Source organism: Aeromonas sp. QDB17 (assembly GCF_027705305.1).
Lineage (GTDB): Bacteria > Pseudomonadota > Gammaproteobacteria > Enterobacterales > Aeromonadaceae > Aeromonas > Aeromonas caviae.
This window is the reverse complement of sequence record NZ_JAPDBP010000002.1, coordinates 252,413-271,282: the sequence shown is the minus strand read 5'-3', so window position 1 is coordinate 271,282 and position 18,870 is coordinate 252,413. Positions and strand designations below refer to the sequence as shown.

The 18,870-nt window shown below is 62.1% G+C and carries 18 protein-coding genes and 1 pseudogene; 14 read left to right on the top strand and 5 right to left on the bottom strand.

What is annotated here, in order from left to right; genetic code table 11:
* Positions 1 to 36: 36 nt before the first annotated feature.
* The 7 genes and pseudogenes from mukB (at position 37) to OKC41_RS02975 (ending at position 8,863) form a co-directional block, all read left to right on the top strand.
* The gene (gene mukB, locus OKC41_RS03005) at positions 37 to 4,464 is read left to right on the top strand and encodes a chromosome partition protein MukB (RefSeq protein ID WP_201893885.1); all 4,428 of its coding nucleotides are present in this window, start codon (positions 37 to 39) and stop codon (positions 4,462 to 4,464) included.
* A 490-nt stretch (positions 4,465 to 4,954) separates the two neighbouring features.
* Positions 4,955 to 5,322 (top strand): annotated as a pseudogene (locus tag OKC41_RS03000) (septal ring lytic transglycosylase RlpA family protein).
* 104 nt (positions 5,323 to 5,426) lie between these two features.
* Positions 5,427 to 6,017, top strand: coding sequence for a hypothetical protein (locus tag OKC41_RS02995; RefSeq protein ID WP_270671743.1), 591 nt, complete (start codon positions 5,427 to 5,429; stop codon positions 6,015 to 6,017).
* A 621-nt stretch (positions 6,018 to 6,638) separates the two neighbouring features.
* On the top strand, positions 6,639 to 7,025 hold the full coding sequence (locus OKC41_RS02990; protein ID WP_201969152.1) for a septal ring lytic transglycosylase RlpA family protein: 387 nt from the start codon (positions 6,639 to 6,641) through the stop codon (positions 7,023 to 7,025).
* Positions 7,026 to 7,312: 287 nt separating this feature from the next.
* On the top strand, positions 7,313 to 7,786 hold the full coding sequence (locus tag OKC41_RS02985; RefSeq protein ID WP_039040728.1) for a cupin domain-containing protein: 474 nt from the start codon (positions 7,313 to 7,315) through the stop codon (positions 7,784 to 7,786).
* Between the two features lie 17 nt (positions 7,787 to 7,803).
* Positions 7,804 to 8,289, top strand: a complete 486-nt coding sequence (locus OKC41_RS02980; RefSeq protein ID WP_103243077.1) for a GNAT family N-acetyltransferase — start codon at positions 7,804 to 7,806, stop codon at positions 8,287 to 8,289.
* A gap of 265 nt (positions 8,290 to 8,554) precedes the next feature.
* Positions 8,555 to 8,863: a putative quinol monooxygenase gene (locus OKC41_RS02975; protein WP_042879252.1), complete on the top strand. Its 309-nt coding sequence runs from the start codon at positions 8,555 to 8,557 to the stop codon at positions 8,861 to 8,863.
* A 45-nt stretch (positions 8,864 to 8,908) separates the two neighbouring features.
* On the opposite strand, the gene OKC41_RS02970 is transcribed toward OKC41_RS02975, so the two are convergent.
* Complete coding sequence (locus OKC41_RS02970; RefSeq protein WP_270671742.1) at positions 8,909 to 9,847, bottom strand: LysR family transcriptional regulator; 939 nt, start codon at positions 9,845 to 9,847, stop codon at positions 8,909 to 8,911.
* Between the two features lie 308 nt (positions 9,848 to 10,155).
* On the opposite strand from OKC41_RS02970, the gene xapA reads away from it, so the two are divergent.
* The 6 genes from xapA (at position 10,156) to OKC41_RS02940 (ending at position 14,628) form a co-directional block, all read left to right on the top strand.
* Entirely contained in the window at positions 10,156 to 10,983 is an 828-nt protein-coding gene (xapA, locus tag OKC41_RS02965) for a xanthosine phosphorylase (RefSeq protein WP_270671741.1), read from the top strand.
* Between the two features lie 25 nt (positions 10,984 to 11,008).
* On the top strand, positions 11,009 to 12,268 hold the full coding sequence (locus OKC41_RS02960) for a NupC/NupG family nucleoside CNT transporter (RefSeq protein ID WP_270671740.1): 1,260 nt from the start codon (positions 11,009 to 11,011) through the stop codon (positions 12,266 to 12,268).
* A 62-nt stretch (positions 12,269 to 12,330) separates the two neighbouring features.
* On the top strand, positions 12,331 to 13,137 hold the full coding sequence (gene deoC / locus OKC41_RS02955) for a deoxyribose-phosphate aldolase (protein WP_270671739.1): 807 nt from the start codon (positions 12,331 to 12,333) through the stop codon (positions 13,135 to 13,137).
* Positions 13,138 to 13,184: 47 nt separating this feature from the next.
* Entirely contained in the window at positions 13,185 to 13,745 is a 561-nt protein-coding gene (locus OKC41_RS02950) for a DMT family transporter (protein WP_234922219.1), read from the top strand.
* A 26-nt stretch (positions 13,746 to 13,771) separates the two neighbouring features.
* Entirely contained in the window at positions 13,772 to 14,098 is a 327-nt protein-coding gene (locus OKC41_RS02945; protein ID WP_270671738.1) for an EamA family transporter, read from the top strand.
* A 38-nt stretch (positions 14,099 to 14,136) separates the two neighbouring features.
* Positions 14,137 to 14,628, top strand: coding sequence for a histidine phosphatase family protein (locus OKC41_RS02940; protein ID WP_201893891.1), 492 nt, complete (start codon positions 14,137 to 14,139; stop codon positions 14,626 to 14,628).
* 68 nt (positions 14,629 to 14,696) lie between these two features.
* On the opposite strand, the gene OKC41_RS02935 is transcribed toward OKC41_RS02940, so the two are convergent.
* From OKC41_RS02935 to OKC41_RS02925, 3 genes are all read right to left on the bottom strand, one after another.
* Positions 14,697 to 15,287 (bottom strand): hypothetical protein, encoded by a 591-nt coding sequence (locus tag OKC41_RS02935; RefSeq protein WP_103261136.1) that lies wholly within the window; start codon positions 15,285 to 15,287, stop codon positions 14,697 to 14,699.
* A 121-nt stretch (positions 15,288 to 15,408) separates the two neighbouring features.
* Positions 15,409 to 15,612, bottom strand: coding sequence for a hypothetical protein (locus tag OKC41_RS02930; protein ID WP_039040737.1), 204 nt, complete (start codon positions 15,610 to 15,612; stop codon positions 15,409 to 15,411).
* A gap of 123 nt (positions 15,613 to 15,735) precedes the next feature.
* Positions 15,736 to 16,371, bottom strand: a complete 636-nt coding sequence (locus tag OKC41_RS02925; RefSeq protein WP_041215106.1) for a LysE family translocator — start codon at positions 16,369 to 16,371, stop codon at positions 15,736 to 15,738.
* A gap of 423 nt (positions 16,372 to 16,794) precedes the next feature.
* Between OKC41_RS02925 and OKC41_RS02920 the strand changes: the two genes are divergently transcribed.
* Positions 16,795 to 17,820, top strand: coding sequence for a Wadjet anti-phage system protein JetD domain-containing protein (locus tag OKC41_RS02920; RefSeq protein ID WP_182936272.1), 1,026 nt, complete (start codon positions 16,795 to 16,797; stop codon positions 17,818 to 17,820).
* A gap of 343 nt (positions 17,821 to 18,163) precedes the next feature.
* On the opposite strand, the gene OKC41_RS02915 is transcribed toward OKC41_RS02920, so the two are convergent.
* A complete protein-coding gene (locus OKC41_RS02915; protein WP_039040739.1) occupies positions 18,164 to 18,742 on the bottom strand; it encodes an alkylphosphonate utilization protein in 579 nt (192 codons plus the stop codon).
* Positions 18,743 to 18,870 lie beyond the last annotated feature (128 nt).

The following is an 18,870-nucleotide window of genomic DNA, read 5'->3' as shown; positions in this document are numbered from 1 at the left end:
ACTGATGGTGTCGGCCGGTTTGATGGAGAGTGTGGCGTGAGAGGCAAATTCAAATCCCTGACCATGGTCAACTGGAACGGCTTCTTCGCCCGCACCTTCGATCTCGACCAGCTGGTCACGACCCTGTCCGGCGGCAACGGCGCGGGCAAGTCCACTACCATGGCGGCCTTTATCGCGGCCCTCATTCCCGACCAGTCACTGCTCCATTTCCGAAACACCACGGAGGCGGGCTCCTCCAGCGCGTCCCGCGACAAGGGGCTCTACGGCAAGCTGCAGCGCGGCCACTGCTATTCGCTGCTGGAAGTGATGAACAGCCGCGAGCAGCGGATCTGGGTCGGTGTGCACCTCGAACAGGTGGCCAACCGTGACAACAAGGTCAACATCACCCCGTTCGCCCTGGTGGATGTGCCCGAGCACCTGGCGCCCACGGATCTGCTGCTGGAGAAGCTCGATGACGGCAAGGGCCGGGTACGTGCCTTCGCCGATCTGAAAGGGGCGGCAGCGGAGCTTGGCGCCATCAAGGTCGCCAAGTTCAATACGGTGACCGATTATCACAACTTCATGTTCGAGTTCGGCATCACCCCGAAGAAACTGCGAGATCAAAAGGATCGCGGCAAGTTCTACCGCCTGATCGAAGCCTCCCTTTACGGCGGTATTTCGTCTTCCATCAGCCGCTCCTTGCGTGAATACCTGCTGCCGGAGAACTCCGGGGTACGCAAGGCGTTCCAGGACATGGAGGCGGCCATCTACGAGAACCGCCGCACCCTGGAAGCCATCAAAGAGACCCAGGGTCAGCGGGATCTCTTTAAGAATCTCATCACCGAGACCACCCACTATGTGGCCGCGGAGTATGTGCGGGGCGCTGCGGAGAAGAGCCGTCTCTCCGAGCTGGCCCTCAAGGCACGCTCTGAGCTCGCCGGCAAACGCCGTCTGCTGGCCGAGGAGAAACAGCGCGCCATCTATCTGGCGGACGAGGTGGATCAGCTCACCAACCGCGAGAAGCTCCTGACCGACGAGCTGGAGTCCGCCGCCGAGCACCTGGCCAAGGTGATGGCGGCCGTGGCCCTGCAAAAGAAGATTGCCCTCTATCGCGCCGATCTGGCGGAGCTCAACGACAAGCTCGAGCAGCAGCAGGCGGTGGTGGAAGAGATCCACGGCCAGTTGCTGGAAGTGGAGGAGCGCAAGGAGCTGGCCCAGGCAGAGGTGGACAGCCTCAAGACCCAGCTGGCCGACTACCAGCAGGCGCTCGATATCCAGCAGACCCGCGCCATCCAGTACCGTCAGGCGGTGCAGGCCCTGGAAAACGCCCGCGAGCAGTGCGAACTGCCGGGGCTCGAGCCTGCGAAGGCGAGCGACACCCTGCATCAGTTCCGCGCAGCCGAGCAGAGCCTCACCAGCCGGGTGCTGGGGGCCGAGCAGCAGCTGGCGCTGGCCAAGGCGGCGGTGGCCGAACACGAAGCGGCGCTGGCGCTGCTGCTCAGCATCGCACCCGAGACAGTGCGCGAGGCTGCCTGGCCCACCGCGCAGGGGCTGCTCAAGCGCCACATCGAAGACAAGGCCCGCATTGCCCAGGGGCAGGGTCTGCGCGCCGCGCTGGCTCGCCTCGAGAAAGAGAGCGAAAGCCAGAAGACGCTCTTGCGGCTGCGAGACGAGCTGGCCCAGGCGTCTGGTCAGCACATTGCTAGCCAGGACGAGCTGGAGATCTTCCTCGAAGCCCAGCGCACCCGCCAGGAGGAGCTCTCCGAGCAGCAGGCAGAGGCCAATCAGCGCCGCGCCAGCCTCGAGCATCAGGGCACTCAGCTGGGTCGCGATATCGCGGAACTGACCAAGCTGGCCCCGCGCTGGCTCAAATCCTTTGAAAAACTCGAGCAACTGCGCGAGCAGAGTGGCTTGGCCTTGGCCACCGCCGAAGAACTCTCTTCCGGCATGCAGAGCGTGCTCGACAAGGAGCGGGAGTTCGAGCAGGAGAGCAACCGCATTCAGGGCCAGAAACAGGCGCTGGAGATGCAAATTCGCAACCTGCAGCTGGGTGCCGGCGAGGCGGATCCCCGTCTTGCCCGCATCGCCGAGCAGGTGGGGGGCGTGCTGCTCTCGGACGTCTATGACGACATCTCCATCGATGATGCCCCTTACTACTCCGCGCTCTACGGCCCGGCTCGCAGCGCCCTGGTGGTGCTCGACCTCGAAGGCGCCATCGAGCGGCTGAAAAAGCTGGAAGATTGCCCGGAAGATATCTACCTCATCCAGGGCAACCCAGACTCCTTTGACGAGGATCTGGTGGAAGCGGATGAGCTGGGGGACGCCGTGCTGGTGCGCACCAGCAAGCGTCAGGTGCGCTTCTCCCGCTACCCCGAGCTGCCGCTGTTTGGCCGCGCCGCCCGGGAAAAACGGATCGAGCAGCTCGATCTTGAGCGGGAAAACCTCATCGAGGGCTACGCCAAGGCCGCCTTCGAGCAGCAGAAGTACCACCGTCTCTACGGCCACTTCCGCGACTTTATCGGCCAGCATCTGGATATCGCCTTCCGCCCGGACCCCGAAGCCGAGGTGCAGGCCAAAAAGGCCGAGCAGCGTAAGCTGCAAGAAACCATCGCCGAGTGCGACAAGCAGCTGAGTGATGCCAAAGCAGCCGCTGCCCAGCTGGCCCGCCATATCCAGCTGGTGCAGGGGATGCTGCCCTTTGCCCACCTGTTTGCCGAGGCAGACCTGGCGGCCCGCCTCGAGGCGGCTCACGCCGACGTGGAGGCGCTTAAAACAGCCGAAGCCTTTATCGCCAAACACGGCAAGGCGCTGGAAAAACTCGAGACCCAGGTGCAGGTGCTGCGCCAGGATCCCCAGGATCTGGCGGCCCTGCAGGCGGCCTTTGACGAGGTGAGCGACCTGCTGGCCGAGCAGAAGCGCCGTTGCTACGCCCTCGATCAGCTGGTGGCCCGTTTGCCGCACTTTGCCTATCAGGATGCACAAGACCTGCTTGGCAAGGCGTCCGAGATGAGCGAGCGACTCAAAGAGAAACTCAAGGCGGCAGAGCTTGCCGCCCGCACCGCCGGTGAGCAGCACAAGCAGATCACCCAGCGCCACACCGAGGCGCTGCAACTGCGCACGGCGCTCGATTCCAGCGCCTCGGCCAAGGGGCAGACCCTGGCGGAGTTCGAGCAGGAGCTGGCGGCCATGGGGCTGACCCTGTCGGATGACATGGAAGAGAAGGCCCGTGCCCACAAGAAAGAGGTTGAAGAGCTGCTCATCCGCACCCGGACCCGCCGCACCAGCGCCGAGGCCCAGTTGCAGGTGTGCAAGCGCGAAATCGAATCCCTTGGCGGTCGTCTCAAGCTCGAAGGCAAGGATTACTACAGCGCCCGCAAATCCCTGGTGGGTCACAAGGCGAGCTGGTCGCGGGTGGTGCGTCTGGCACGGGAGACCGACGTCGAGAAGCGTCTGAACAAGCGCGAGCTGGCTTATCTTGACAGCGACGAGCTGCGCTCCATGTCGGACAAGGCCCTCGGCGCCCTGCGGGTGGCGGTGGCCCACGACGAGGCCCTGCGCGATGCGCTGCGTCTGTCGGAAGGCAACCGCAGCGCCGAGCAGAAGGTCGCCTTCTACGTGCAGGTCTACCGTTACCTGAAAGATCGCATCCGCAACGACATCATCCGCTCGGACGATCCGGTTGAAGCCATCGAGGAGATGGAGATCGAGCTGGCGCGCCTCGCCGATGAGCTCAAGCAGCGGGAAACCCATCTGTCCCTCTCCTCCCACGAGGTGGCGGCCAAGATCACCAACATCATCCGCCGGGAGCAGAACCGCATCCGGGTATTGAACCAGGGCCTGCAGAACATCGCCTTCGGTCTGGTGCGCGGAGTGCGTCTCAACGTCAATATCCGCGAGGCCCACACTCGCCTCCTGACCGCACTCGCCGATCAGAGCGCCATGCACAACGATCTCTTCGCCGACAAGGAGCTCAGCTTCTCCGAGGCCATGGCCAAGCTCTTCCAGCGTCTCAATCCGCAGGTGGAGCAGGGGGAGCGCAACTATCAGGTGATGGGGGACGTGCTGCTGGATTATCGCAACTACCTGGAGCTGGAGATCGAGGTGCAGCGCGGGGCCGACGGCTGGCTGCGTGCCGAGAGCGGCGCCCTCTCCACCGGCGAGGCGATCGGCACCGGTCAGGCCATCCTGCTCATGGTGCTCATCAGCTGGGAGGAGGAGTCCCGCCGTCTGCGCGGCAAGGACATCGCTCCCTGCCGCCTGTTGTTCCTGGACGAAGCGGCGCGGCTTGATGGCAAATCCATCGCCACCCTGTTCGAGCTGTGCGAGCGCCAGGACATGCAGCTACTTATCGCGGCGCCGGAGAACATCAGCCCCGAGAAGGGCACTACCTACAAGCTCATCCGCAAGGTGCAGGGCAAGCACGAACATGTGCATGTGGTGGGGCTGCGCGGCTTTGGCTTCGCCGACGACAAGCTCATCGCCTGACTCTGATGGGCAAATAGCAAGAGAAAAGGGAGGCATTCGCCTCCCTTTTTATTGGGAAAATATGGCAAAGTAGCGACGCTGCCTGTGATGGGATAAGGCTACGGATGAACGGGCTTGCCCGGTTCTGGTTAATAAGTATCCCTCTTGTTGTGCTGGGTTGCGGACGCAGATCGGAGGGTGTTTGTGTGCGCGAGTTGGCAAACGCGAGCAGAGAAGTGGCACCTTGATTGTCTCTTGGCTGTAACAGTGGTGATTTAAAGCCTGTGTTTATTGCAACAATCGCGGCGACCACTGCGTTGGCAACTGGGCTGGGCCCCATGATGGCAAGGGGCCGCCTACATTGCGGTGGCTTGCCGGTATGGGGAGAATCTACCCGTTACTGCGACGCGATATGATCAGCCGGGCTATCTATCCGGCAAGGTGAGCGAGGAGAAGTAGATGCGCGGCATCGGGAGAGAAGGAGTGGTGCAATCGGCCTGCAAAGGGGGGGCTGTTGCTTGTCTGCCTGCTGCTGGCAGCCTGTAGCAGCCGTTATGACGAGAGCCACGGCGGCAGCTGGCGCGGCTAAAGCGAGACCGGTTACGCCAGCTATTATGCCGACCGTTATCACGGTAAAAAGACCGCCAGCAGCGAGATCTATCTCAATAACCTCAGTAGCGCTGCCCATATGGAATTGCCCTTTGGCTCCATGGTGCGACGGGTCACCAACCTCGCCAACGGCAAGAGCGTAGTGGTCAAGGTCAATGATCGCGGCGCCTTTAAAAGCGTGCGAATTATCGATCTCTCTAAATCCGCCTTCGGCTCCATCGGCAATATTCGCGAAGGAGTTATCACAAGGTAAATGTTGAGGTGTTGTGACCACTTACGATGTCGCAGAGTCTGGTGGAATATGGTGGGCTCTGCAGATCGTAATGTCCTTGCAGCAGATGGCAGCTGGAAACATACACAGGGATGAATAAAGCATGGCTATGGACACTTTCGCGTTTCGCAAACAATGGCGCATGACGAAGGCGCGCATTCAAGCCACCTGGTTCTGGCGTGTGTTCGGCATCCGTGCCATGCAAAAGGGGTGGACCAAGTTTCTGGTGGCGGTAGCCATCATGGCCGGCTTCTGGAGCGTGTTTTTTTACGTTGAATTGCTTAACCCCATCCTGCCGCTGGAACAGTTGACGAAAAATGAGGGGGTGCTTGTGCAGGTTTATAAGCCCCTCCGTACTGCACATAACTCCGCGATCAGGATCCTGACGGACCCGGGAGAGGAAATAGCCTATCGAGGTAGTATCTATAACAAAGCAGCGTTGCTTGCCGCAAAAGGAAAACGGGTCACGGTCTGGAGTCAGCCTTATTACAGATTTTGGTGGCCCTTTTATTTCGAACAGGCGTGGCAGGTGCAGGAAGGTGAGCAGGTCTTGATAAGTTATGAAAATACGTACAAAAGCCTACTGCGTTATAGGCCAAGCGACGAATGGCTGGCCCAGCACTTGTTGATATTGACCATCCTCTCCTTAGCTATTGTGGCTTTGGCTTGCCACAAGGGAGTGACAGCAGAGTAATTGTTATTTTTAAATCGTTCATCGCCAGTGATGGGGAAATGATCTCTATGAATCACACAATGCCGGGTGAATTTATCCAGTTTTACGGGTAACCAGAGGGCGGTGCAGTTTTATGAGCGCCTTGGTTACAAGGTGGAGGAGGGGGATCAGGGATAAATACAGTATGACTATGGAATTTTTTGAATTACGCAAACAATGGCGCATGACGAAGGTGCGCATTCAAGCCACCTGGTTCTGGCGTGTGTTCGGTGTCCGTGCCATGTAAAAGGGGTGGACCAAGTTTCTGGTGGCGGTAGCCATCGTGGCTGGCTTCTGGAGCCTTTTTTCATACGTTCAATCACTTAACCCAGCCTTACCGCTGGAACAGTTGACGAAAAATGAAGGGCTGATTGTGCATGTTTACCAGCCCCTTCGTACTGCACACGGCTCCACGATCAGGATCCTAGCGGACTCAGGAGAGGTGTACAGATCTAGTTATCACCTGACAGGGGCTGACGGGTGAACACACAAACGGGAGGCCTGGGCCTCCCGTTTTCCATGGGAAATGTGAGAGAGTAGGCCCCTGTTAACGGAAGCCCGACTGGCGATGCTGGTCGCTCTGTCCCATCGAGGAAGCAACGCATGACGACGCGACAAAAAGGGCTGCTGGCCTCCCTGTGCCTGCTGCTGGCCGCCTGCAGCAGCCAGCCTGATGCAGGCAGTGCGGGCAACTGGCGAGGCTATAGCGAGACGGGGCTCGCCTCCTATTACGCCGATCGCTACCACAACAAGCGTACCGCCAGCGGGGAGCCTTACCAGCGCCACGCCAACACCGCCGCCCACATGACACTGCCCTTCGGCGCCCTGGTGAGGGTCACCAACCTCGCCAACGGCAAGAGCGTGGTGGTGCGGGTCAACGACAGGGGCAATTTCCCCCGCGGGCGCATCATCGATCTCTCCAAAGCGGCGTTCAGCGCCATCGGCAATCCCCGATCCGGGCTTATCAAGGTCAGGATTGAGGTGCTCTAGTCGCCGGTTCTGCATGTGCCCGAGCCCCTCCATACCAGGGCCGCTGGAAGAGGGTGCTTCCCAGTGATCGCGGGCCACCTTCTTCATTCCATTGGTGAGGTTGCCAACGCGGCTTCCCATTTTCCGGTGTGCCATTAAGATAGCCAAACGAAAAACAGGGCGTCTTTGCCATCTGGCGGCAACCGGGCATGACATGGTGTGCGAGACACCCCTTCAACCCCTGCCCATGTTTTGTCGCTAAGGAGCAGGCTATAAAGTGAGACGTCATTCACAGGGAGGATCAGAACATGACTGACAAACGCGCCATTCAGGCAACGGCCATCCCCGAGCACAAGGCAAAGTCCCTCTATCCGGAGCCCTTTGCCTCCCTGGTCAAGCACCGCACCCGACGCAGGCTGGGGGATCATTTCGGCCTCGCCAATTTCGGGGTCAATCTGACGACCCTGGCACCGGGGGCTATCTCGGCGCTCAAGCACCATCACGGCCTGCAGGACGAGTTCGTCTATGTGCTCTCGGGCAATCCCACCCTGCGCCACGGGGAGGAGGAGTACCGGATGTCGCCGGGGGAGTGCATCGGCTTCAAGGGGGGCAGCGGCCTGGCCCACCAGTTGCTCAACCACGGTGAGGTGGACGCCGTCTATCTCGAGGTGGGGGACAGGCTGCCAGGGGACACCGTCGACTATCCCGATGACGATCTGGCCCTGGTACAGGGGGCCGATGGCGCCTGGTCAGCCAGACACAAGGATGGCAGCCCCTACTAGGGGCGCCTCTTCGCGCAATGAGAGAGACCTCCATGGTGTTCAGCCCCTTTTCTGCTGTCAGGGCAGAGGATTTTCTGCCGCTGCTCAACGACGAGACGCTGCGAAAGCACCTGATCCCTCACCCGCTTTTCGATGTGGCCGGGGTGCGCGACTGGATGGCGCACAAGCTGGGAGTCGACGCCCGGCCAGGCTGCCGCGTGCGTGCCATCTTCCTCGACGGCACCCTGGCGGGGTGGTGCGGCATCCAGCCCGATGACGAGGGGGTGGAGCTTGCCATTGTGCTCGCCAGGGGCGGCTGGGGAAGCGGCGTGGCGATTTTCAACGAGATGATGGGGTGGGCGAGGGAGCTTGGCCATCGGACGATCCTCTTTCACTTGCTGGATACCCGCCCGCCTTATCGATCCCTCGCCAGACGGGCCATCTGGGTGAGGAAAACGCGCCTGGGCGAACACCCTTTCACCACCTATTGCCTTGACGTTGAGCGCTGGTCTGCAGGCCCTTAGCCTGGACCAGGGGGCAGCAAGCCGTGCCGCCTCCTGGCGGGTCCCGTTGCCACCCTTTGCGCCATGATCCCTCCCACTCGTTTGTTCCTCCGTGCACGGCGTGGTTATCCACCCCGTTGAACACAGTGTTCATTCTGCCCCCCTATATGGCCCCCACCGTCCTGCCTACACTGGGCAACGTCTGATGGGGGCGCATCCGGCAGTATAAATCGCTGTCCAGGTTGCACTCTCTGGCGTATTGACGATGTACAACGGAGAAAACTGGATGAAAAAAGAGACAGACAAACTGGTATCGATCGCGGTGCTCAAGGCCCGTGACGGCATGGGAGAGCGCCTTCGCGATGCCCTGCTTACCTTGATTGACCCCACTCGCCAGGAGCCGGGCAACCTCGATTACGTGCTGTTCGAGTTGAAGGATGAACCCGGCACCTTCTACATGCGGGAAGCCTTCGTGAGTCAGGCCGCCCTGGATGCCCACTGTGAGACCGCGTATTTCCAGGCTTTCGCTCGCCAGGCGGACGAACTGCTGGCCGAACCCCTTCGGCTTGTCTTCATGGAAGAAGTGAGCCCCTGATCCTTGCCGCAGAGCCCGATGATCCCCTCATCGGGCTTTTTTCCTTCAGCCTCGCTCCGGCAGGTTCATCTGCTCGCTCATGGTGTCGATGAAGTGGTGGATGGCGGTGGTCGTCGGCTGCCCGGCCAGGGGCGGAGCATGGAGCACGCAGAGATCGGCGGGGATCCCCTGCTCGAGGCGGATGAAGCGCACGTGGGGCCACTTCTGGCGGGCGTAGCTCGCGGGCACAAGGGCCACCTGCTGGCTGGTGGCCACCACGGCCATCAGGGTATTGGGCTCCACCACCTCCTGACGCAGGCGGGGGTAAAAGCCCTCCACCAGGCAGGCGTTGATGATGAGATCCGTGGAGGCGGAGTTGGCGCGGCTCATCAGCACGAAGGGCTCTGCGGCGAGTTCAGGGAGGGAGACCCGCTTGCGATCCCGCAGGGGATGCTCGTCCGATACCACCAGCACCATGGACTCCCGATAGACGGTCTCGGCCTGCAGCGGGTGGATGTTGAGGGTGTCGGCGAAGCGGGCGAGGCCGATGTCTATCTCCTTGCTGGCCAGCGCCTGCTTCTGGCGCTCGGGGGAGAGCTCGGTGAAGGAGATCTCGCACTCGGGGTGGCGCTGGTGACACTGGCGGATCACCTCGCCAAAGCCGGCCCAGAAGATGGAGCTGACCAGCCCGATGCGGATCTGGTTGCGCTCCATGCGCCCCGCCTGCACCACCCGGTTGAGGCCGCTCTCCAGCACGTCGAACAGGCGATCGCATTCGGCCTGCAACAGGCGCCCTGTGGGGGTCAGGTTCACCTGGCGGGTGTGGCGCTCAAACAGGGTCACCCCCAGCAGGGATTCGAGTTCCTTTATCTGGGCGCTGAGCGGCGATTTGGAGACATTGAGCCGCAGGGCTGCCCGGCTGAAGTGGCCCTGGCTGGCCACTTCATGGAAGTAACGCAACATCTTGAGGGTGACGCGATCGCGCCATTGGGTGTCCGGGAACATGGTCTCTCCAGGCTTGAGGTGTGAGATCGCCGTCAAAGTTCGGGCACGGGAATGGCGGGGCAGGGAGGCAGGTCCCGCCTTAAACCGCGATCCGCATCACTCCGGTTTTCCCCCTCCGGCGACCCGTTTGACGGTGAAATGGCATGAAGCAGCGGTTTTTGGGCCATTTCGGGTGCGTCATTACCCCACTACGCCGGTCATTGTGTTGTATATCGGGATAATCAGGCCGATTTTAGCGATTTTTGTCGTCCAATACCTCCCCTAGAGTGAGCGTCATGTCTCATTCACAGCCTCAAGAGGTACAACTCATGCAACAAGATCCGGTACTCAACGCCGTCGCCACCATTCTTGCCCGCAAGCCGGGGTTTGCCCCCCGCGCCGCCATGATCCTGGGCTCCGGCCTCGGCGTGCTGGCCGATGCGCTGGAGGAGAAGGTCACCATTCCCTACGAGGAGCTGGATGGCTTCCCGGTCAGCACGGTGGTCGGTCACAGCGGCGAGCTGGTGCTCGGCAAGCTGCACGGGGTAGATGTGGTCTGCATGAAGGGGCGCGGCCACTACTACGAACACGAGACCATGAAGGTGATGACTACCCCGGTGCGCACCTTCAAGCGCCTGGGCTGCGAGCTGCTGCTGGTAACCAACGCGGCCGGCTCGCTGCGCCCGGAGCGCATCGGGGTCGGCTCCCTGGTCATCTTCAACGATCACATCAACACCATGCCGGGCACCCCCATGACGGGCGCCAATGACGAGGCCTACGGCCCGCGCTTCTTCAGCCTGGCCAATGCCTATGACAAGGGGTTGCGCTGCGAGGCGCTGGCGCTGGCCGAGCGGGAGGGGATCGCCGTCAATCAGGGGGTGTTCGTCTCCTACAGCGGCCCCTGTTTCGAGACCGCCGCCGAGATCCGCATGATGCAGATCATCGGGGGCGATGTGGTGGGGATGTCGGTGGTGCCCGAGGTGGTCAGTGCCGCCCACTGCTCGCTGCCGGTGCTGGCCATCTGCGCCATCACCAACATGGCGGAGGGGCTTGGCGACGTGCAACTCTCCCACGAGCAGACCCTCAAGTGCGCCAAGCTGGCGGAAGCGGACTTCATCCGCCTCATCAACGCCTTCATCCAGCACCACTTCCAGTAAGCAGGGAACGACCAGGAGGTCAGATATGTTTGCAGCAGGATTTCTCGGTATGGCGGCGCTGATCCTCATCGCCGTGCTCGCATCGACCAACCGCAGGGCGATTCGCCTGCGCACCGTGGGGCTGGCGCTGGCCTTGCAGGTCGCCATCGGCGCTCTGGTGCTCTATGTGCCGCTGGGGCGCCGGGCGCTGGAGGGGATGGCCCACGGGGTCGAGGCCGTGCTGGCAAGCGGCAAGGCGGGTATCCACTTCCTGTTTGGCAACCTGGTCAACTTCTCGGTGGATGGCATCGGCTTCGTGTTTGCCCTCAACGTGCTGCCGCTGGTGGTGTTCTTCTCGGCGCTCATCGCCGTGCTCTACTACCTCGGCATCATGCAGGTGGTGATCCGCATCATCGGTGGCGCCATGGCGCGGCTGCTTGGCACCTCCCAGACCGAATCCATGTCGGCGGTGGCCAACGTCTTCGTCGGCCAGAGCGAGGCCCCGCTGGTGGTCAAACCCTACATGCCCAGTATGAGCGATTCGGAGTTCTTCGCCGTCATGTGCGGCGGCATGGCCTCGGTCTCCGGCACCGTGCTGGCGGGCTACGCCATGATGGGAGTGGACATGCAGTACCTGCTGGCGGCCTCCTTCATGGCGGCGCCGGGCGGGATCCTGTTTGCCAAGCTGATCATCCCCGAAACCAGCCAGCCGGATTACGTCTTTGACAACCGCATCCAGTTTGATGGCAAGAAGCCGGAGAACGTGCTGGCAGCGGCAGGCGAGGGTGCCAGCAGCGGCCTCAAGCTGGCGGCGGCCATCGGCGCCATGCTGATCGCCATGATTGGTCTGGTGACCCTGGTCAACACCCTGCTGGGTGGGGTGGGGGAGATGGTGGGCATGCCGCTCTCCCTCGAGCTCATCCTGGGCTGGATCTTCTCGCCGCTCGCCTTCCTGCTCGGGGTACCGCTGGCGGACATCGGCATCGCCGGCGCCATGATCGGCAAGAAGCTGGTGGTGAACGAGTTCGTGGCCTACAGCGATCTGGCGCCCTACCTGAAAGACGCCAGCACGGTCACCGCTGCCGGTCTGCAGGTGCTGGAGGAGAAGTCCAAGGTGATCATCAGCTTCGCTCTGTGCGGCTTCGCCAACCTGGCCTCCATGGGGATCCTGATCGGTGGCCTCGGCACCCTCTGCCCGTCGCGCACCGACTTCATCGCCCGCTACGGTCTGCGTACCGTGCTGGCGGCCACCTGCTCCAACCTGATGAGCGCCGCCATCGCCGGTGTCTTCTTCTCCCTCGCCTGAGTCTCTCACCCTTTGTTTCGGGGCGCTGCGGCGCCCCTCTCTTATCCCGACAGGAGCTATTTATGAACGACGTGACTGCTTTTGAACCTGCCTGCGCTACCACAGAGGCGGCCATCCGGGCCATCCGCTTGATGGATCTCACCAGCCTCAACGACGATGACCACGATGCGCGCATCATCGCCCTCTGCCATCAGGCCCGGACCCCTGTCGGCACCACCGCTGCGGTGTGCATCTACCCGCGCTTCGTGGGGCTGGCCAGGCTCACCCTGGCGGCTCAGGGCACCCCCGAGGTCAAGGTTGCCACTGTGGTCAACTTCCCCCACGGCGACGATGATCTGGCAACCGTGTTGGCCGAGACCCGCGCCGCCCTCGCGGATGGCGCCGACGAGATCGATCTAGTGATCCCCTGGCGTGCCTTGATGGCCGGGGACGAGGCCCCCGCCCGGGCGCTGGTGCGCGGCTGCAAGGCGTTGTGCGGCGCCCGGGTGCTCAAGGTGATCATCGAATCCGGCGAGCTGCAGGAGCCTGCGCTTATCCGTGCGGCCTCCCTGCTTGCCATCGAGGAGGGGGCCGACTTCATCAAGACTTCCACCGGCAAGGTGGCGGTCAATGCCACCCCGGCGGCGTGCCATACCATGCTGGCGGCCATCGCCGAGTGCGGTGCGCAGGATCGGGTGGGGTTCAAGGCGGCGGGCGGGGTGAAAAGCGCACGGGAGGCGGCGGAGTATCTCGCCATGGCGGCCGCACTCTTTGGCGAGGAGTGGCTGGTGGCCGAGCGGTTTCGTTTCGGTGCTTCCAGCCTGCTTGGCCAGTTGCTGGCAACCCTGGGTGAGGGCAAGCTGTGCCCTGCGACCGACCACGGTTATTGATCTCTTCCGTCGGCGCCTGCGGGCGCCCTTGCTGACAGGTGTATCCCATGTCTTCACGTCCCCATGTTGCAAAGGCCCACGGCAAGGTGTTGCTGTTCACCCTGCTCATCAGCCTCTCGTTTCCCATCGGCAGCGCCCTCACCGCGGTGCTGGACCCGCTGGTGGTCACCTGGGTGCGCTACCTGCTGGCCTCCCTCATTTTCGTCGGGGTGCTGGGGTATCAGAGGGGGCTGGTGCTGCCTTCCCTGCGGGATCTTGGGCGCTACACTCTTATCTCGCTGCCGGCCCTCTGCTACTTCGTCGCCATGTTCGTGGCATTGCAGGAGACCAGCGCCCTCGATGCCAGCGCGCTCTATACCACGGTGCCGCTGATCAGTGCCCTGGCCGGCATGGTGATCTTGCGCCGCGCCATCGGCTGGGGAATGGGGCTGGCCCTGCTGGGGGGCATGGTGGCTGCGGCCCTCATCATCTTTCGCGGCGATCTGGGATTGGTGGCGAACCTCAGCCTCACTCCCGGCAATCGCATCTACCTGCTCGGCTGCGTGGCCATGGCTCTCAACCCCATCCTGATCAAGCGCTGCTACCGGGGGAGTCCTTCCTCCACCTGACCGGCTGGACCCTCATCTGCGCCACTGTGCTGCTCACCCCGATGGCGCTGCCCGGATTGCTTGAAACCGACTGGAGCCGGGTCTCCCTGCCGGTGGGGCTGGGACTTGGCTATCTGGCTCTCTTTGCCACGGCGCTGAGCTTCTTGTTGTTCCAGCAGGGAAGCGTGGCGCTGCAACCGGAACAGGTGTCAGCCTATACCTACCTCATCCCGGTGATGGTGCTGCTCACCGGCATGCTGACCGGTGAAACAGTACACTGGGAACAGGTAGGCTGGGGGGTAGGGGGTGTGCTGCTGACCATGGTGGTCATGGTGCTGCTGCCCCTTCATGCTGGCAAACGTGAGGCGGTCTGAGGGGCCGCCTGTCGCCCTTATCAACCAGAGAGTGCGTCATGAGAAGAACCCTGATCCTGGTACGCCATGGCAAGTCGAGCTGGGAGGACGCATCTTTGTCTGACCGCGCTCGTCCTCTGGCGGCGCGCGGGCTGCGCGATGCGCCCCTGATGGGGGCTCGCCTGGCACACCTGGGGGTGAAGCCCGATCTCATCCTCTCGAGCCCCGCCTGCCGGGCCCTGACAACCGCCCGGCTGCTTGCCGCAGAGCTGGGTTATTCCACGAACCGCATCGCCATCGACGAGGACCTCTACGAGAGCGATGCCGGGGCCCTTCTCGGGGTGGTGGGGGCGCTTTCAGATGATCTCGCCTGCGTGCTGCTGGTGGGTCATGATCCTGCCTTCACCGACCTGGCCCATGGCTTTTCCTCCGGTATCACTCGTATGCCGACCTGCGCCATTGCCCGCTTCATCTTCGACGCCCCCTCCTGGTCGGCGCTCCCGTCCTGCTCGCCGGTGATGGCCGTGCTGGACTTCCCGAAGAAGGGGTAGGGGGGCGTCGGTTGCAGGCAGAAACGACAAGGGGAGCCGCGGCTCCCCTTGTCGTGGTGGTGACGGGGTCATTTGGCCGCGATGGGCCCCTTGGTGCCCGCGTCGTTGTCGACCCAGCCATCTTCTCCCTTGAGGCGGCGATCCCCCTGGATGGTGTAGATGACCATGCCCTCCTTGAACACCAGGGCCCCGTCGGATTTCCTGGCACTGACCTGCTTGTCGTTGACCCACACCTGATCCTTGTCATCGATGCGGATGTTCGCGACCGTGGCGCCCGTCTCGGGGAAGGTGGCGACCCAGTTGCCGGCGTAGGGGCTGGCGCTGGCCGCTGCGGGGGCGGCGCCAAATCCGGCGGCGGCGTTCTCGGCCTTGCTCTTGTTGATGTCACAGCCGCTGAGTTCGCTCACCTGGGTACAGCCTGAGCGCTCCAGCTTCTGCTCATAGCTCATGTTCAATCCGCCGTCGGCGGCCGGGGCGGCGGTGCCAAATCCTGCCTTGGCGTTTTCCGCCTTGCTCTTGTGAATATCGCAGCCCTGGGCTTCGGTCACCTGGGTGCAGCCGGAGCGTTCCAGCTGCTCGGCGTATTTGTGGTTGATGGCGTGAACCTGGGCGCTGCCCAACAGGGTGAGGGTCAGGATGAGCGCGGTCTGTCTGAACATGATCAATACCTCTGGCAATGGGTCATTCGGGCTTGCCGCTCCCTGGGCGGCAAGGGGCTTGCGTTGGCGAGCTGCCGCCCTCTCTCACCATAGCAGGAGGGAGCGAAAGACGATGCCTGCGTCAGCTCTGGGGAATGCGGACCCCCTTGTCGAGGTAGAGGCTGCTGTAGTGGGCGCGGTGGGTGACGAACATCACCTGATGGCGACTGCCATCGGAGAGAATGATGAAATCACCGGCCTGTGCCGGGCTTTGCAGGCGGATCTCGTGTTCGGGGGCCGTCAGCTTGTCGGCCTCCTCCCGGAAGGTGAGGGTGTAGGAATACATATGGCGCTCCACCGCAGGCTCATATACAGACACGCCTACAACTCTAGCCCCGGTGGCCGGGATCCGCGGCGCCCAAGCGGCGCCGATGGTGCAGATAATGTCAGCCGCGGTGAGGCGCGGGGATCAGGGACGACCACTGAGCAGGATGGCGCCGCCCAGGGTGATGAAGAGCCCGCCGGTGATGCGGCCAACGAGGCGCTCGCCGCGACCTGGCTTGAAGTAGCGACCGGCGCGCCTGGCCAGGGCGACATAGCACAGATGCACCAGGCTGACGATGGCGCAGATGGTCAGGTACATGGTGATGAACTGCAGCGTCAGCGGACTCTGGTGATCGAGGAACTGGGGCAGCAGGGCGCAGAGGAAGACGATGGTCTTGGGGTTGCTGGCAGAGACCAGAAAGGCTTCTCGCAACAAGGAGAGGGTGGTTCTGGTGCGTCCCCGAGCGGTGGAGGGAGAGAGCCCTTGGCCACCGGTATTGGCCGCGCGCAGCGCCTTGTAGCCCAGATACACCAGGTAGCCACCCCCCGCCAGCTTGAGGGCGACAAAGAGGGGAGGCAGGGTTTGCAGCAGGGCCCCCACCCCCATGGCGACCAGACCGATGAGGATGGCCTGGCACCCCAGGTTGCCGAGGATGCTGACAAGGGCGGCGCGCCAGCCGTGTTGCAGACCGTTCTTGACCACCAGCAGCACATTGGGGCCAGGGGTCAGGGTCGCCAGCAGATAGGCCAGCGCAAACAGCATCCAGGTATTGGGGTTCATGAACACATCCTTGGCGTCAAAGCAGGCATGATGCCAGCCTCTTCGACGAGTCGTCCAGCGGCGTCTCTCCCGGCCCCGAAGAGGATTCAGGGGAGGGCAATCCGGTGCAGCATGGTCTGCGGCTGGAAATGCAATAGGCAAGGATATGTATAAAAAAACCGCATGAAGGCAGTTTTTGATGATGCCTTCACATCGCAGATAAGCTGTCTTTTTTCTCGCCGGTCAACTAATGGCGTCGCAGCATACTGATTTCACCGATGTCGATGGATTGCCAATCGTAACCGCTGACCATCCTGCCACGAGCTTGTGGACGGGTGACGGTTTGAAAGAGCGATCTTCCTTTGGTGCGAGACAGGTCACGGTTGTGGACAGAAAGATCCCCTCTACTTGGCCATATGGAACCGCAATGAATGAGGGGGGAGGATGTCACTTTTTGATGAGCGTCGAGTGCAGGATCTCTGTGCCCGCTTGCTGGCAGACACTAATAACCAGGGATATTCTCTCGATAGCAAGCATGGCCGCGAGTTGAGAGATCTCCTGCAGGCTGTGGGTGGAGTCAAGCCAGTGGGACGAGGGGCTCGTCATGTGTTGACCTATGCTGGAAGGAATTATCTCGCAGCACAGCTGGCACAGGTTGCACCAGTGATGCCGGACAGGCGTGACACGATACGGGCTCTCGGGGTGGACCTGCCCGCACATCTAAACCAGGCCAGTTTTCATGCCCTCTGGCATGGGGACAGCAAGAGCGGGATAGATCCAGATAATGATGCTATCGACATCACGCTGACACAGGATGAAGTGATTCGACTTCGCACGCTGAGCCCGCTGTCACTCATCGGCAAGGACGGACTGCGCCACGACATGAGGGCGCAACTGGCACTATTGGGAGAGCTGGTCTTACCGGAGCGCTGCTTGAGCAAGTTACATGGCATTGAGTGGCAGGGGCGGCAACTGGTCACGGTGGAGAACAAGGGAGCTTTCGTGGATTACCCGCTGCAAGTGGGGGAGTTGTTGCTCTATGTGCCTGGCCGCAATACCAAGTTGGCACGTCAGGTATTCCCGCTGTTGCCGGCTGCCGTACCCTGGGCCCATTTTGGCGATTTGGATCAGCGCGGATTGGATATCGCTAACGAGCTGGCCCATGCCCTTCGTCGTCCGTTGGCTCTTTGGCTACCCGACACCTTGATGGCCTATGTTCATCACTATGCCCGCACTCTGATCCGCCGTCTGGAGGGGCAACCGATCAGCAGAGGCAAGATCCCATGGGAGGAGGTACCCGTGGTGAGTGAGCATGGCAAGCAACTGGAAGAGGTCCTTATATATCTGATCGAAAAGGGATTGTGGTTGGAACAGGAAGTATTGGTGCTAGCCGGAGGTTGGCAGTCATGGCCACTCGACGCGCCTTGCGGCCAACGCAGTAATGAAAAAACCGCCATCAGGCGGTTTTAATGGTTGTCAGCCCCTATTTCAGGGCTTTTTTCAGCTTTTTGATCTTGCCTTCGTGCTTGGCGATTTTCGCCTGGCGGGCGGCGATCTTCTTCTTGATCTCTTTCTTGCTGGCCATGGGGCGGCTCCTTGGTCTCGTGGGCGCCATGGAGATCAGGGTGCCCGGGGTCTTTCCATGCGTGCCGGGAAGGCCCTCTCCGTTGGCGCACTGACAGTCAGGGGAGGGGCATACCGCGGAACTGGTTTGCAGAATAGTCCAGTTTCTCGCGGGTGCCACCCGAACGGCAGGAAACAGAGGCAACAAAAAAGCGCCCCTGGGGGCGCTTCTGGCTTGAAGGGGTCGGAATCAGGCCTTCTTCAGGTAGGCGGCCACCAGCACGATCTGCATGCCGTTGACCTTGCCCTCGATGTGCAGCGGGTTGTTGGTCAGGCGAATGCCCTTGACCAGGGTGCCGCGCTTGGCAGTGAAGCCGGCGCCCTTGACGTCCAGATCCTTGATCAGGGTGACGGAGTCTCCTTCCACCAGCACGGCGCCATTGGAGTCGACGGTCGGCACGCTGTCGTCATCGTCGCTGGTCACGCCGGCGTCTGCCCAGGCCTTGACCTCGTCTTCCATGTACATCATGTCCAGCATGTCCTGGGCCCAGAGCTCGCCCCGGGCGACGAGGGCCTTCAACTGGCGCCAGGCCATCACCTGCACCGCCGGCACCTGGCTCCACATGCTGTCACCCAGGCAGCGCCAGTGGTTCACCTCCGTGGTGTCCGGCTGCTCCAGCTGGCCGCGGCAGGTGGCGCAGAGGGCCACGCTGTGGTCGTCGTCGCTGGCGGGGGAGTGCGGCACCGGGAAGGCAGTCAGCGCATGTTCTGCGCCACACAGCTCGCATTTGGCGTTTGCACGGGCTTGCAGGATGGCATTGATGGTCATGATTGGGTTCCGTTTATAGGGGTAAAGCGGCTCGCCGTGGCGGGCTGCGCGAATGAGGGGGCGGAATATAGCACAAATCCCTGCTTTTTGTCAGGCTACCAGCGGCGCACAGGCGAGTGCTTTTTGAC

Bases quoted from the DNA above. Each gene is read 5' to 3' on its own strand.
- OKC41_RS02995 (WP_270671743.1), top strand. From the start codon at position 5,427: ATGGCTATGGACACTTTCGCGTTTCGCAAACAATGGCGCATGACGAAG.
- OKC41_RS02990 (WP_201969152.1), top strand. From the start codon at position 6,639: ATGACGACGCGACAAAAAGGGCTGCTGGCCTCCCTGTGCCTGCTGCTG.
- OKC41_RS02985 (WP_039040728.1), top strand. From the start codon at position 7,313: ATGACTGACAAACGCGCCATTCAGGCAACGGCCATCCCCGAGCACAAG.
- OKC41_RS02980 (WP_103243077.1), top strand. From the start codon at position 7,804: ATGAGAGAGACCTCCATGGTGTTCAGCCCCTTTTCTGCTGTCAGGGCA.
- OKC41_RS02975 (WP_042879252.1), top strand. From the start codon at position 8,555: ATGAAAAAAGAGACAGACAAACTGGTATCGATCGCGGTGCTCAAGGCC.
- OKC41_RS02970 (WP_270671742.1), bottom strand. From the start codon at position 9,847: ATGTTCCCGGACACCCAATGGCGCGATCGCGTCACCCTCAAGATGTTG.
- xapA (WP_270671741.1), top strand. From the start codon at position 10,156: ATGCAACAAGATCCGGTACTCAACGCCGTCGCCACCATTCTTGCCCGC.
- OKC41_RS02960 (WP_270671740.1), top strand. From the start codon at position 11,009: ATGTTTGCAGCAGGATTTCTCGGTATGGCGGCGCTGATCCTCATCGCC.
- deoC (WP_270671739.1), top strand. From the start codon at position 12,331: ATGAACGACGTGACTGCTTTTGAACCTGCCTGCGCTACCACAGAGGCG.
- OKC41_RS02950 (WP_234922219.1), top strand. From the start codon at position 13,185: ATGTCTTCACGTCCCCATGTTGCAAAGGCCCACGGCAAGGTGTTGCTG.
- OKC41_RS02940 (WP_201893891.1), top strand. From the start codon at position 14,137: ATGAGAAGAACCCTGATCCTGGTACGCCATGGCAAGTCGAGCTGGGAG.
- OKC41_RS02935 (WP_103261136.1), bottom strand. From the start codon at position 15,287: ATGTTCAGACAGACCGCGCTCATCCTGACCCTCACCCTGTTGGGCAGC.
- OKC41_RS02930 (WP_039040737.1), bottom strand. From the start codon at position 15,612: ATGTATTCCTACACCCTCACCTTCCGGGAGGAGGCCGACAAGCTGACG.
- OKC41_RS02925 (WP_041215106.1), bottom strand. From the start codon at position 16,371: ATGAACCCCAATACCTGGATGCTGTTTGCGCTGGCCTATCTGCTGGCG.
- OKC41_RS02920 (WP_182936272.1), top strand. From the start codon at position 16,795: ATGTCACTTTTTGATGAGCGTCGAGTGCAGGATCTCTGTGCCCGCTTG.
- OKC41_RS02915 (WP_039040739.1), bottom strand. From the start codon at position 18,742: ATGACCATCAATGCCATCCTGCAAGCCCGTGCAAACGCCAAATGCGAG.